The 12313-nt window shown below is 63.3% G+C and carries 13 protein-coding genes; 12 read left to right on the forward strand and 1 reads right to left on the reverse strand.

The window, feature by feature from the left end; all coding sequences use genetic code 11:
• Positions 1-113: 113 nt before the first annotated feature.
• The 9 genes from ACFPB1_RS07300 to queC all read left to right on the forward strand — a co-directional run bounded on the left by ACFPB1_RS07300 (position 114) and on the right by queC (position 6763).
• Positions 114-443 (forward strand): HAD family hydrolase, encoded by a 330-nt coding sequence (locus ACFPB1_RS07300; RefSeq protein ID WP_379223502.1) that lies wholly within the window; start codon positions 114-116, stop codon positions 441-443.
• Positions 440-1195, forward strand: coding sequence for a phosphoribosylformimino-5-aminoimidazole carboxamide ribotide isomerase (gene hisA / locus ACFPB1_RS07305; protein WP_379223505.1), 756 nt, complete (start codon positions 440-442; stop codon positions 1193-1195). Before ACFPB1_RS07300 ends, hisA begins: the two co-directional genes overlap by 4 nt.
• Positions 1196-1322: 127 nt before the next feature.
• A complete protein-coding gene (locus tag ACFPB1_RS07310; protein WP_379223508.1) occupies positions 1323-1880 on the forward strand; it encodes a shikimate kinase in 558 nt (185 codons plus the stop codon).
• 121 nt (positions 1881-2001) lie between these two features.
• Complete coding sequence (fdhA, locus tag ACFPB1_RS07315; RefSeq protein ID WP_379223510.1) at positions 2002-3219, forward strand: formaldehyde dehydrogenase, glutathione-independent; 1218 nt, start codon at positions 2002-2004, stop codon at positions 3217-3219.
• Positions 3220-3394: 175 nt separating this feature from the next.
• Positions 3395-3847: a GyrI-like domain-containing protein gene (locus ACFPB1_RS07320; protein WP_379223512.1), complete on the forward strand. Its 453-nt coding sequence runs from the start codon at positions 3395-3397 to the stop codon at positions 3845-3847.
• Between the two features lie 148 nt (positions 3848-3995).
• Complete coding sequence (locus tag ACFPB1_RS07325; protein ID WP_379223515.1) at positions 3996-4799, forward strand: PhzF family phenazine biosynthesis protein; 804 nt, start codon at positions 3996-3998, stop codon at positions 4797-4799.
• 81 nt (positions 4800-4880) lie between these two features.
• Positions 4881-5363 (forward strand): 6-carboxytetrahydropterin synthase QueD, encoded by a 483-nt coding sequence (gene queD / locus ACFPB1_RS07330; RefSeq protein WP_379223517.1) that lies wholly within the window; start codon positions 4881-4883, stop codon positions 5361-5363.
• Entirely contained in the window at positions 5353-6063 is a 711-nt protein-coding gene (locus ACFPB1_RS07335; protein WP_379223519.1) for a 7-carboxy-7-deazaguanine synthase QueE, read from the forward strand. Before queD ends, ACFPB1_RS07335 begins: the two co-directional genes overlap by 11 nt.
• 1 nt (position 6064) lies before the next feature.
• Complete coding sequence (gene queC / locus ACFPB1_RS07340) at positions 6065-6763, forward strand: 7-cyano-7-deazaguanine synthase QueC (RefSeq protein WP_379223521.1); 699 nt, start codon at positions 6065-6067, stop codon at positions 6761-6763.
• A 105-nt stretch (positions 6764-6868) separates the two neighbouring features.
• Here queC and ACFPB1_RS07345 read toward each other — a convergent pair whose 3' ends face one another.
• Positions 6869-8071 carry a sensor domain-containing diguanylate cyclase gene (locus tag ACFPB1_RS07345; protein WP_379223524.1) on the reverse strand — a complete coding sequence of 401 codons (1203 nt, stop codon included), beginning with the start codon at positions 8069-8071 and terminating at the stop codon, positions 6869-6871.
• 145 nt (positions 8072-8216) lie between these two features.
• On the opposite strand from ACFPB1_RS07345, the gene ACFPB1_RS07350 reads away from it, so the two are divergent.
• The 3 genes from ACFPB1_RS07350 to ACFPB1_RS07360 form a co-directional block, all read left to right on the forward strand.
• Positions 8217-9368: a glycosyltransferase family 4 protein gene (locus ACFPB1_RS07350; RefSeq protein WP_379223526.1), complete on the forward strand. Its 1152-nt coding sequence runs from the start codon at positions 8217-8219 to the stop codon at positions 9366-9368.
• A 1-nt stretch (position 9369) separates the two neighbouring features.
• Positions 9370-10716 carry a metallophosphoesterase family protein gene (locus tag ACFPB1_RS07355; RefSeq protein ID WP_379223528.1) on the forward strand — a complete coding sequence of 449 codons (1347 nt, stop codon included), beginning with the start codon at positions 9370-9372 and terminating at the stop codon, positions 10714-10716.
• Positions 10713-12313, forward strand: a 1601-nt coding sequence (locus ACFPB1_RS07360; protein WP_379223530.1) for an AAA family ATPase, incomplete at its 3' end; no start/stop codon positions are given. The genes ACFPB1_RS07355 and ACFPB1_RS07360, both read left to right, overlap by 4 nt.

Raw genomic sequence — 12313 nt, forward strand, 5'->3', positions numbered from 1 at the left:
AATCCATGCGGCGCGCGATTCGCCGTTTCGGACTGCCGGATCGGGAAGGGTTTCGGTGGGAGGCGTTCTGGGCGGCGTTCGCTCCGATCAATTGGACGTATTGGAGCGAACGAATGAGGCGGAACCTCCATATCTCGCAGGTACTGGAATATTCGTTCCGCGATACGCTGCTGCAGCTCGGGTACGACGGCGTGCCGGCCGCGAAGCCGGACAGGCTGATTTTCGACCAGGCCGTGGCCTCGCTTGGCGTCCCGCAGGCGGATATTCTGTTCGTGGGCGACAATCTGAAGGATGATTACGAAGGCGCTCGCGCGGCGGGCATCGACTTCTGTTATTACAATCCCGGCCGCAAGCCGGCGGACGGCGACAGTACGCCCGATTATACGATTCACGCGCTCTTCGAGCTGGAAGCGATCATATCAAGGGAAGAGGAACAGCGATGAAATTCAGGCCTTGCATTGACCTGCACAACGGCAAAGTCAAACAAATCGTGGGCGAAACGCTCGGCGACAGCGATAAGCAGGTAGTGGAAAACTTCGTCTCCGCGCACGATTCGGCTTATTACGCCGAGATGTTCCAAAGAGACGGGCTGACGGGCGGGCATGTCATCATGCTTGGTCCCGGCAATGAAGAAGCCGCGCTGGCGGCGCTTCGGGCATACCCGGGCGGGCTGCAGATCGGCGGCGGCATCCGCGCGGACAACGCGGCGCGGTATCTCGAGGCGGGCGCGTCGCACGTCATCGTTACCTCGTATATCTTCCGCGACGGCGAGCTCGACATGGACAACCTGCGGCGCATCGTCTCCGAGGTCGGCAAGGAGCGGCTCGTCATCGACCTCAGCTGCAAGCAGCAAGACGGCGAATGGCGCGTGGTGACGAACCAATGGAAGACGTTCAGCAGCTTCGTCGTGAACCGGGAACATTTGCGCGAGCTGGAGGCGTACTGCGACGAATACCTCGTGCACGCCGTCGACGTGGAGGGCAAGCGGACCGGGATTCTCGGCAGCCTCGTCGAGCAGCTGGCGGATGGCGTCACGATCCCGGCGACGTATGCGGGCGGTGCCCGCTCTTTCGCGGATTTGGAGCAGTTCCGCGTGCTGTCCCGGGGCAAGCTGGACATCACGGTCGGCAGTGCGCTCGATATTTTCGGCGGGGAGCTTCCGTACGCCGGCGTTGTCGAATACTGCGGCCGATAGAGAAGACTCAGACCGGATCGGAATCGCCGGCCGCGCGGATCGCACGGCTGGTTTTTTTGGGTGCTTCCTCTTGTCCGAACTGTGCGAACGGAGGAATAATCTTCCAAATTAGGAGGAGGGGATACCGATGAAGTTCGTGCTCGTCTTCGGCCCGCAGGCTGTCGGTAAAATGACGGTCGGCCAAGAGCTCGAGAAGATCACCGGCTTAAAGCTGTTTCATAATCATATGGCGATCGAGCTCGTCTATCCGTATTTCGGCTTCAGCGCGGAAGCTTGGCGGCTGACGAACCTGATTCGGATGGAAATCTTCCAAGCCGCGGCGATCAGCGGCATGGAGGGCATGATCTTCACGTACGTCTGGGCGTTCAACGAGCAGGAGGATTGGGACTACGTGGAAATGATTTGCCGCATCGTTGAAGAAGCCGGCGGCGAGATGTTCTTCGTCGAGCTTGAAGCGGCGCTCGCGTCGAGGCTGGCGCGCAATCGAACGCCGAACCGATTGGCACACAAACCGACGAAGCGGGACGTCGCGAAGTCGGAGCAGGAATTGCTCAGGAGCTTGGACTTGTATCGGCTTAACTCGAATCCCGGCGAAATTGTGCGCCCGAATTATTTGCGCATCGACAATACCGGGCTTAGTCCTGAGGAGACCGCGTTTGCCATACGGTCCCATTTCGGCCTGTAGCACGCCGGCGCTTGGCGTATCCGGCCCAAATCATGGATAGCATTTCGTTCTGCAAGCGATTACAATGAAGAGGTGATTGCTCGTCTTCATTTAATCCATGATTAAGGGAGTGGCTGATCCAATGGCAGGAAATCGTGCGGTAGTCTACGTGGAAACCGGCAAGGTCGAGGTGCGCGACATTTCGTACCCGGAGCTGATTTTGCGCGACGGTCCAGGCGTGAATCCGCTCAACGTCGGCAGGAAATGCGAGCATGGCGTTATTTTGAAAGTCATTACGACGAATATTTGCGGCAGCGACCAGCACATGGTCCGCGGCCGCACGACCGCGCCGAGCGGGCTGGTGCTCGGGCATGAAATCACGGGCGAGGTCATCGAAGTCGGCCGCGACGTGGAATTCATCAAGAAGGGCGACCTCGTCTCCGTGCCGTTCAATATCGCTTGCGGCCGGTGCCGGAACTGCAAGGAACGCAACACGAACGTCTGCCTGAACGTCAATCCGGACCGTCCGGGCTCCGCGTACGGCTACGTGGACATGGGCGGTTGGGTCGGCGGCCAATCCGAGTATGTGATGGTTCCATACGCGGACTTCCAGCTGCTGAAGTTCCCGGATAAAGACCGGGCGATGGAAAAAATCCTCGATCTGACGATGCTGTCGGACATCTTCCCGACCGGTTATCACGGCGCGGTCAGCGCGGGCGTGAAACCCGGCTCGACGGTCTATATCGCGGGCGCGGGCCCGGTCGGTCTGGCCGCCGCGCATTCCGCGCAGCTGCTGGGCGCTTCGGTTGTCATCGTCGGCGACTTGAATGCCGAGCGGCTGGCGCAAGCGAGAAGCTTCGGCTGCGAGACCGTCAATCTGCGAGAGCATCCGAACCTGGGCGAGCAGATCGAACAGATTCTCGGCGTGCCGGAAGTGGATTGCGCCGTGGACTGCGTCGGCTTCGAGGCGCACGGCCACGGCAAAGGCCACGGCGAAGCGCCGGCGACGGTGCTGAACTCGATCATGGAAGTGACGCGCGCCGGCGGCCGGCTCGGCATTCCGGGCCTGTACGTGACGGGCGACCCCGGCGCTGTCGACGAAGAGGCGAAGATCGGCACGCTGAAGATCCGCTTCGGCCTCGGCTGGGCGAAGTCCCATACGTTCGTGACGGGCCAGACGCCGGTCATGCAGTATAACCGCGAGCTGATGAGCGCGATTCTGAGCGGCCGGGCACAAATCGCCAAGGCGGTCAACGCCACGCTCATCTCGCTGGAAGAAGCTCCGGCAGCCTATGGGGCGTTCGACCAAGGTGCTTCGAAGAAATTCGTCATCGACCCTCACGGCTCGATCAGACGATAATCCGCTTTCGATCCGCAAGCCGCGCCGCCCGCGAAGGGTGCCGCGGCTTGTCGCGCTCCCCTCCCAGAAATCCGGCCGCTTCGCAACAAATCCATTCCAACGGATGGAAAGACATGGTACACTGGTATCGGGTCAACCTTTTAGCGGCGAAATTGTGTGCGGGGGGTCATTCGCGATGAATAATTGCTCCACGATTACCAAGCCGGCGATGAATATGGTCGGCATCAGTTATTGCGGTCCATACTCGACGTTTCCGGACGAAGCGATTCATCTGCAGAGTGAGTTTCTCTCCAGAAAGCACGAAATCGAAGGCGACGTGAAGACGACCGTCCTGTACAGTCCGTATTTCGGCAACGAGGTGTTCGCGACGTACTGGGCATGCTTCGAGGTACCCCACTTGGAGCAAGTGCCTAAGGGCATGGTGCAATTCACGATACCGCAGCGGACGTACGCCATGTCCGTCTGCACGAACAAACGGATCGGCGAAGGCTACGAGCAGCTGACGGGCTGGATGAACGAACAGAAGCTGGCGAAGCGGGAGAATGCCGTTTCCCTCGAAATCTTTTACATTGACGAGCATTTGGAAGAGGAGCAGGTCGAGCTGCTGATTCCGATTGACGAACCATAACGCCAGGACGAGAACGCCCTGCCGTCGGCCACCGAGCCGAGCGGCAGGGTGTTTTTGGTGCAATCGCCGGCGGAGCGCGATGAATGGCCGGGCTTGCGACGCATGCGATTTGCGTGCAATCCTTATTTCTGCGAGGAGGAAATGAATCATGACGATATCGATCGCGGTCATCGATGCGTTCGCATCCGAGCCGTTTCGCGGCAATCCGGCGGCGGTATGCCTGCTGGAGGAGAAGCGGGACGCCGAATGGATGCAGCGGGTCGCCGCGGAAATGAATTTGCCGGAGACGGCGTTTCTGCTGCGCGACGGGGCGGACGGTTACGGACTGCGGTGGTTTACGCCGGTTCAGGAAGTGGAGCTGTGCGGACACGCAACGCTGGCGAGCGCGCATTACCTATGGACTAACGGCCTGCTGGCGCCGGACCGGCAAGCGCGGTTTCATACGCTGAGCGGCATGTTGACGGCGGACCGATCCGCTGACGGCATCACGCTCGATTTCCCGGCGGAGCCTGCCCTGCCCGCGACGGCGCCGGAGGAGCTGATTCAAGGCTTGGGTCTCATTCCGCGCTACACCGGCCGCAACCGCATGGATTTCTTGGTCGAGGTGGACAGCGAAGAGACGGTCCGCGAGCTGCGGCCGGATTTCGCCCTGCTCGCGCGGGTGAACGCTCGCGGCGTCATCGTGACGAGCCGCGGTTCGGACGACGCTGAGCCGCGATACGACTTCGTCTCGCGCGCCTTCTACCCGGCCGCCGGCATCGACGAAGATCCCGTGACCGGCTCCGCCCATTGCGCCCTCGCGCCATATTGGCAGCGCCGGCTGCGGAAGGACGAGCTTCGCGCCTACCAAGCGTCGGCGCGGGGAGGGGAGCTTCGCGTATCCGTTCGCGAGGAGCGCGTACGCTTGACGGGCCGGGCCGTCACGGTGCTGAACGGCCGGCTAGAGGTGTGAGCGGCGGCCGCCAGGCTAGATTAGAACGCCTCCTTGTGCTATAATCGAAACTTGCAGTCGTACTACGAGGAAGGTGTAAACGTGACATACGAGATTCCGAAGCGCATCCAGCAGCTCGGTACCGATATTGAGGAGCGGCAGCTTCGGTATCATAACCGAAGGGTGCTCGTTTCCAAAGAGTTTACTTTCGACAGCGCGCATCATCTGCATCTGTACGAAGGCAAGTGCAAGAGCCTCCACGGCCATACGTATAAGCTTCAAACGATCCTATCCGGAACGACCGACAAGCGCGGACTGACGATCGATTTCGCCGATATGAAACGGATCGCCAAAGAGCGGGTGATCGACGTGATCGATCACCGCTACCTGAACGAGGCGCTCCCGCCGATGAACACGACGGCGGAGAACATGGTCGTCTGGATGTACGAGCAAATCCATGCGGCGCTGGTCGAGGAAGGCCACTATCCGAACGTCCGCATCGAGGAAATCCGGCTCTGGGAGACGCCGTCGAGCTACGCGGCGGTCACGAGGGCCTTCATGGAGGCGGACGATCATGCAGACTGAACCGGTCGAGAAGGAGCCGAGAGCCATTCGGCTGCCGATGGTGGAAATTTTCGAAACGGTCGAAGGCGAAGGCACGCGTGCCGGGTTCCCGACCGTTTTTGTTCGTCTGTTCGGCTGCAACCTCCGCTGCGTCTGGTGCGATACCACATACAGCTATCCGCCGGCGGAAGCGGAATTTACGATGACGGTCGAAGAGATTGCCGCAAAGGCGGAACGCGAATACAAAGCGGAGCATATCTGCATGACGGGCGGCGAGCCGCTGCTGTACGGCAGCCGGTCCGCGGCGCTGCTCGAAGCGCTGTGCGCGATCGAACGCATCAAGGACGTCCACGTCGAGACGAACGGCGCGATCGATCTGGCGCCGTTTCTGCGCGACGTCCGTTCGCCGAAGGCGCGGTACATTATGGACTACAAGCTGCCGGATTCCGGCGAGAACGCGGCGATGCTGCACGGCAATTTCGCATTGCTTCGCCCGCAAGACGAAGTTAAATTCGTCATCGCGAGCGACGCGGACTTCGACTTCGCGGTGCATGTGCTGGCCGAGTACCCGACCGAGGCACTGGCGCTGTTCAGCCCGGTCTGGGAGAGCATGCCGCCGGCTAGGCTGGTTGAGAAGATGCTTGCCGCGGGGTTGACCGGCGTTAAGCTGAACATGCAGCTGCACAAAATCATTTGGGATCCGGCCAAGAGAGGTGTTTGAGTTGACGAAAAAAGCAGTCATCATTTTAAGCGGAGGGCTCGACAGCACGACGTGCATGGGCTATGCCAAAGAAGCGGGCTACGAGCTTTATCCGATTTCCTTCAACTACGGGCAGCGCCATATCATCGAGCTCGAGAATGCCCGCGCCGTGGCGGAGCATTACGGCACGCTCGACCGGTATAAGGTCGTGCAGCTCGGATTCCTGCGGGAGTTCGGCGGCAGCGCTTTGACCGATGACAGCATCGATGTGCCGAAGACGGGCGCGGAGCCCGTGCCGGACGAGCCGGGCGAAATTCCGGTCACGTACGTGCCGGGACGCAATCTGCTGTTCCTGTCGATCGCGACGTCGTACGCGGAGACGGTCGGCGCGGAGGCGATCTACATCGGCGTGAACGCGCTCGATTACAGCGGCTACCCGGACTGCCGGCCTGAATTCATCGCGAAGGTGCAGGACGTGATCGCCCTCGCGACGAAGGTCGGCGTGGAGGGAAAGCCGATCTCCATCGAGACGCCGCTCATCCATCTGACGAAGGCGGGGATCGTAGCGGAAGGGCTGCGCATGGACGTGCCGTACCACCTGACGACGTCCTGCTATAATGGGGAGAAGGAAGCGTGCGGCGAATGCGACAGCTGCCGGTTGCGGCTGAAGGGCTTCGCCGAGGCCGGCACGACCGACCCGATTCCGTACAAGCAGCGTTAATCGGGCCAGCAGAGACGAAAAAGGCAGCGCCGCGGGCATCGCCCGCACGGAGCTGTCTTTTTTGCATGACTTCAATCGGGAAGTAAGGGGGACTGTACGCGGCATTCAGGCTTGCGCGTTCTGCTTCGTCGCCGGATCCGCCTGGCGCGATCTGGACGCACGTACGGAGGCGTGCAGCGTCACTTTGTTCTTGCCCGTCGTCTTGGCTTGGTACATGGCCTCGTCGGCCTGCCGGACGGCCTCGGCGATGGAGGAGCCGTCGCGGGTCAGGCTGACGCCGACGCTGACCGTCACCATCGTCTCCTTCTCCACCCGGCTCCGGATCGTCTCGGCGACCGCTTCCGGCTTCACCCCGGGGGCGGCCACGAGCCCGAGCAGCTCCTCGCCGCCATAGCGCCCGGCCATGCCGATGCCCGCGGTTTCTTCCCGCAAAATGTCCGCGACCTGCTTCAGGACGCCGTCCGCCTTATGATGGCCTTGCGCGTCGTTCAGCTTCTTGAAGTTGTCGATATCGCAAAAGATGATCGCGACCCGCTTGTTCGCCCGGAGCAGCTGTTCCGCCTTCTTCGTGAAATGGCGGCGGTTGTACAGGCTGGTCAGGCCGTCCGTGATGGACGACTGGAACGTCAATAGCAGCCGCTCCAGCACCCATTCGAACAAGAGCAGGAACAAGAGCGTATAATAGACGACCGGCAGCAGCCTGATCAGGATGACGAGCATCGGCACGTCCCCGTGGAACACGTAGTTGTCCGCCAGCCCGGCGATCTGGCTCATGAAGTAGACGATCAAGCTGGCCGAATAACTGAAGCGATGGTCGATGCCGCGCACGTTCAGCAGCACGACGAGAGTCAGCGCCAGACCGTAGAAATCTACCGCCAGTGCCTGTGCGCCGTCCGCGCCCGCCGCGGGATCCGCGATCGAAGGCGTGAACGCGACCTGGGCCGCGGTGACGAGCGCGAGGCCGACGAACATGAGCAGGAACGGAAACCCCCGCAATCTGGCCGCCGGGCCGGTATATAATTTCATGAACACAAAGTTTATAATAATAAACGTAAGCAAATCCAAAAACGTCCGCGCGAGCTGCCAGTACGGCGCGACCGTCCAGGCGGAGCAGGCGATGCCGAGCGCGGCGGCGTTCTGGAGCAGCGCGACCGCGAGGATGACGACGAGCAGGAGGTAGGTTCGGTTTCTCCGGTAGCTCTTGTACAGCTTCACCGCCATGAAGAGCATCAGCATAAGGATGGTCATCGCGCAGGCGGAAGCGAAAATCTGGCCGGATAAGCCGGCAAGCCAATGAATGAACGTCATGTTTTGACCACCTAGGATGAGAGTATGTATAGGGTTGATATCGGCTGGAAGGCCGCTGTCCGTGAGCTTTACAGAAACATATGTTCTAGTATATCATGTTTTTTACGAGCCGAGAAGCAACAGGCTCGGATTGGGAGGGCTTGACATGAACATTTTGCAGGCACTGTTTTTCCCCCCGGAACAGCCGGGCGGCGTGTCCTCCATGGTTCCATACATTCAAGAACGGTTCAGCAAACTCGGCTGGCCGATGGAATTGTTCTCGCTGCCGAAGCGGGTACGGGGCAAGGGTCAGGAGCCCGTAGCCTTCGAGACGATCGAACTGACGAATTACGAGGGCAACGCCATCGTCGATAAATACGTGCAAACCTACCGCGACTACGTCTGGTGGACGAAGCTGCGGATCAAGAAAAGCTACGACATCATCCATGCGCACCACCCGATTTCCGCGCTCGTCATGAAGCAGCTGTTTCCGGATACGCCGCTTGTCATGACGATCCATTCCAGTTTCGAGCGCGAGCTTATCCTGAACGGCAGGATTATCGAAGGCGGGACGGAGCATCGGTTCCTGACCTCGATCTACCGGGAGCTGGAAGCGAAGGCCGACCGGATCCTGACGCCGTCGGCTTCGTTCCGGGAATATCTCCGCCCGTACATGAACGACGCGGACCGGATCCAAGTCATTCCGAACGGCTTCGACGAGAAGCGCTTCAAGCCGATTTCCCACGAAAACGCCGTCGTGCAGCTCATCACCGTGTGCCGGCTGGTGCCCGCGAAAGGCTTGGACGTTCTGCTTCGGGCATGTGCGCTGCTGAAGGCCAAGGGGCATCCCTTCGTCCTGCACATCATCGGCGACGGACCGAGCCGCGAGGAGCTCGAGCGGCTGGCGCAGAGCCTGAACTTGTACGACGACATCATATTCTACGGGTACATGCTGCACCCGGAGGAATTCATGCCGTTCTTCGACGTGTTCGTGCTCCCGTCGCGGGCGGAAGCGTTCGGATCCGTATTCGCCGAGGCGGCGCTGTGCTGGCTCGCGCTCATTGGCACGAACGTCGGCGGCATCTCCGAGCAGATCGACGACGGCGTGAACGGCCTGCTCGTCGAGCCCGACAATCCGGCGGCACTCTGCAACGCGCTCGAGAAGGTCGTGTCGGATCAGGACTACCGTTACAATATGGCCCGCGCGGCTTGGAGCAAGGCGAAGAAGGTGTATTCGCTGCAGCGCGTCATCGCGCAGTTGAAGCAGGTTTACTCGGAGCTGAATCCGGCCGCGGACGCGGCGGAGCGGGGAGAGTAGCATGGGCGCGCCGTTTCGCTTCATCCACGCGGCCGACCTGCACGTCGACAGCCCGTTCCGCGGCTTGACGGACGCGCCGCCCGCGGTGCGCGAGGCGCTCCGGGAATCGACGTTCCGGGCGGCGCGAAGGCTCGCGGACGCGGCGATCGAAGAGGCGGCCGACTTCGTCGTGATCGCGGGCGACCTGTACGACGCCGCGGACCGCTCGCTGCACGCGCAGCTCGCGCTGCAGAAGGAATGGCAACGGCTGCATGCCCACGGCGTGCAGCTCTTTATTATTCATGGCAACCACGACCCGCTGTCGGGCCGCCAGGCGAAGCTGCGCTGGCCGGCATCCGTCCGGTTCTTCGGGGCGGAGCGCGCCGAACGGTTTCCGGCCTATACTAAGCGCGGCGAGCTGGCGGCTTACGTCACGGGCGTCTCGTACGCGTCGCGTTCGGTGACGGTGAATTTGGCGGCGGGTTACGAAGCGCGGCGGGACGGCACCTACGAGATCGCGCTGCTGCACGGCAACGTTGACGGCGATGCGGATCACGATCCGTACGCGCCGTGCCGGCTGGACGAGCTGACCGGGGCGGGCTTTCATTATTGGGCGCTCGGGCATATCCACCAGCGGGCGGTACTGCATGCCTATCCGCACGTCGTCTATCCGGGCAACGCGCAGGGCAGGCATGCCAGAGAGACGGGCGCGAAGGGCTGCTACGTCGTCGATGTAGCGGCGAACCACGAGACGACGCTGCGGTTCCTGGCGCTCGACACGGTCCGCTGGGCGAATCTGGATACGCCGATCAACGGCTTGGCATCGGAGCAGGCGCTGCTGGACGCCATGGAGCGGAGCGTGCTCGAAGCCGCCGCCGCGAGCGAAGGGCGTTCGCTCATGGCGCGCCTGAAGCTGACCGGCAGAGGTCCGCTTCACGGCCAGCTGGAGGACGCGGAGCGGCTCGCCGAGCTGCTCGCTGGCCTTCGGGACCGCCTGTCCGAAAGCGATTACGGGACCCGCGCCGCCGAGGCAGGGGAGTCGGCCTGGTGCTGGGTCGCGGCGCTGGAATCGGCGGCCGGCGCCGCTGCCGACCCGGCCGCGCTGGCGGAAGAAGACAGCTTCGCCGGGGAATTGATAAGAGCTAGCTTGCGGATCGAGCGCGGCGAGGAATCGCTCGAGGACCTGGCGGAGGAGGCGCTTCAGCCGCTGATCGGCCATCCCAAGCTGCGCCGGGCGGTCCGCGAAGCGATGGCGCGGCGGGGACCTGACTGGCTGGTACGGGCCAGGGAGCTGGCCGCGGGCCTGCTGGCGGGCGAGACGGAGGCCCAGGTGCTGGATCGGCCGGCGCAAGGAGGGAATGCGCGATGAAGCTGCGGGAGCTGCACGTCGAAGGGTTCGGAAAGCTGAGCGGCCTGGCCTGCGACTTGGACGCGCCGATGACGGTCGTTTACGGGCCGAACGAGGCCGGCAAAAGCACGATGCTCGGGTTCGTGCGCGCCATGCTGTACGGCTTCGCCAACCGGGGCAGTCTGACGGAACGTCAGGAGCCGGTGAACGGCGGCCGGCACGGCGGCCGGCTGACGTTCGACGACGGCGCGGGCCGGACGTACGTCGCCGAACGGTACGGCAGCGCGCCGGGCAAAGTGCTCGTGCGCGAACAGGAAGCGGTCGGAGGCGGTCTGGATGTCACGCTCTCGCAGGCGCAATGGGAGCGGCAGTACTTGGGCGGCGTCGCTGAGCGGATATTCCGCGAGCTGTTCGCCATTACGCTCACGGAGCTGCAGGCGATCGGGATGCTGGAGGGCGACGAGCTCGGCCGGCAGCTGTATCACGCAGGCTGGAGCGGGGGCGGCGCGATCGCGGGCGCGGAGAAGCGGCTGCAGGGCGAGCTGGACGAGCTGTTCAGGCCGCGCGGCAGCAACCAGCGGATGAATAAACTGCTGAAGGCGCTGGAGGAGAAGGAGAACGAGCTGCGCCGGCTGGAGGACGGGATCGACGCGTTCAACGCGGCGACGGCCGGCATCGCGGAGGCGGAGGCCGCGCTTGCCGAGGCGGAACGGGCAATCGGTCCGCTGCGGGAACGGAGCGTGCTGCTCGCGCGCGCCGCGGAGCTCCGGGAGCGCTGGTTGACGCGCTCGGCGCTGCAGCGCGAACGGGAGACGCTGGCTGACACGCCGCGATTCGCGGCCGACGCGCGCATCCGCTGGGAAGCGCTGGCGGCCGAGCTGCGCCGCGCCGGCGAAGAGCGCCGCGAGGCGGAGAAGCAAGCCGCGATGCTCGAAGCCCGGCTGGAACGGCTCGTCTTCGATGCGGAGCTGCTGGCGCGGAAGACGGACATCGAGTCGCTGCTGCTGTCCGCCGAGCAGATCGCGGCCGCCCGGCAGTCGGCTTCCGAACTGCAGGCGGAAGCGGCCGAGCACGGCGACGCGGCCAGAGGGCTGCTGCGCCGGATCTCGCCGTGGTGGACGGAGGCGGAGCTGATCGGCTTCCAGGCGGGCGTCGCCGAGCGCGAAGCCGTGCGCGTCCACCGGGCGGCGCTGCAGGCCGCGGAGAAGGCGCTCGGCCTGGCAGATGCCGAGCACCGCGCGACGTCCGAACGGGAGCAGGAAGCGGCCGCCCAGTTGGACGAGGCGCGGAGCGAATCCAATGACGCTGCCGGCTTCTCGCCGAATGAAGCCGACGGCGGTTGGTCCGCGGAAGCGGGCGGCGAAGCGCTCGCGGCGATCTTCCGGCTGCGGCCGCAGACGGCCGAAGCGCTCCGCCATGCCGCGCGCGGCTTCGAGGACGCGTGGCGCGAGCTGGAGCTGGCGGAGCTGCGCGAGCGTCACGAGGCCAAGGCGGCCGGCACGGATGCGCGGGCCGGCCGCCTCGGCGGCGGCATTGCCGGCGGCGGCGCCCTCGCGTATGGGGCGGCCGCCGCGCTGTTGGCCGCCGGCGCGGCGGCGCTCGCGGCCGTGGGCCAATC

This window comes from Paenibacillus sp. GCM10023250 (genome assembly GCF_042653205.1).
GTDB lineage: Bacteria > Bacillota > Bacilli > Paenibacillales > Paenibacillaceae > Paenibacillus_Z.

Excerpts from the sequence above, each read along its gene's own strand:
- ACFPB1_RS07300 (WP_379223502.1), top strand. The coding sequence starts at position 114 with ATGAGGCGGAACCTCCATATCTCGCAGGTACTGGAATATTCGTTCCGC.
- hisA (WP_379223505.1), top strand. The coding sequence starts at position 440 with ATGAAATTCAGGCCTTGCATTGACCTGCACAACGGCAAAGTCAAACAA.
- ACFPB1_RS07310 (WP_379223508.1), top strand. The coding sequence starts at position 1,323 with ATGAAGTTCGTGCTCGTCTTCGGCCCGCAGGCTGTCGGTAAAATGACG.
- fdhA (WP_379223510.1), top strand. The coding sequence starts at position 2,002 with ATGGCAGGAAATCGTGCGGTAGTCTACGTGGAAACCGGCAAGGTCGAG.
- ACFPB1_RS07320 (WP_379223512.1), top strand. The coding sequence starts at position 3,395 with ATGAATAATTGCTCCACGATTACCAAGCCGGCGATGAATATGGTCGGC.
- ACFPB1_RS07325 (WP_379223515.1), top strand. The coding sequence starts at position 3,996 with ATGACGATATCGATCGCGGTCATCGATGCGTTCGCATCCGAGCCGTTT.
- ACFPB1_RS07335 (WP_379223519.1), top strand. The coding sequence starts at position 5,353 with ATGCAGACTGAACCGGTCGAGAAGGAGCCGAGAGCCATTCGGCTGCCG.
- ACFPB1_RS07345 (WP_379223524.1), bottom strand. The coding sequence starts at position 8,071 with ATGACGTTCATTCATTGGCTTGCCGGCTTATCCGGCCAGATTTTCGCT.
- ACFPB1_RS07350 (WP_379223526.1), top strand. The coding sequence starts at position 8,217 with ATGAACATTTTGCAGGCACTGTTTTTCCCCCCGGAACAGCCGGGCGGC.
- ACFPB1_RS07355 (WP_379223528.1), top strand. The coding sequence starts at position 9,370 with ATGGGCGCGCCGTTTCGCTTCATCCACGCGGCCGACCTGCACGTCGAC.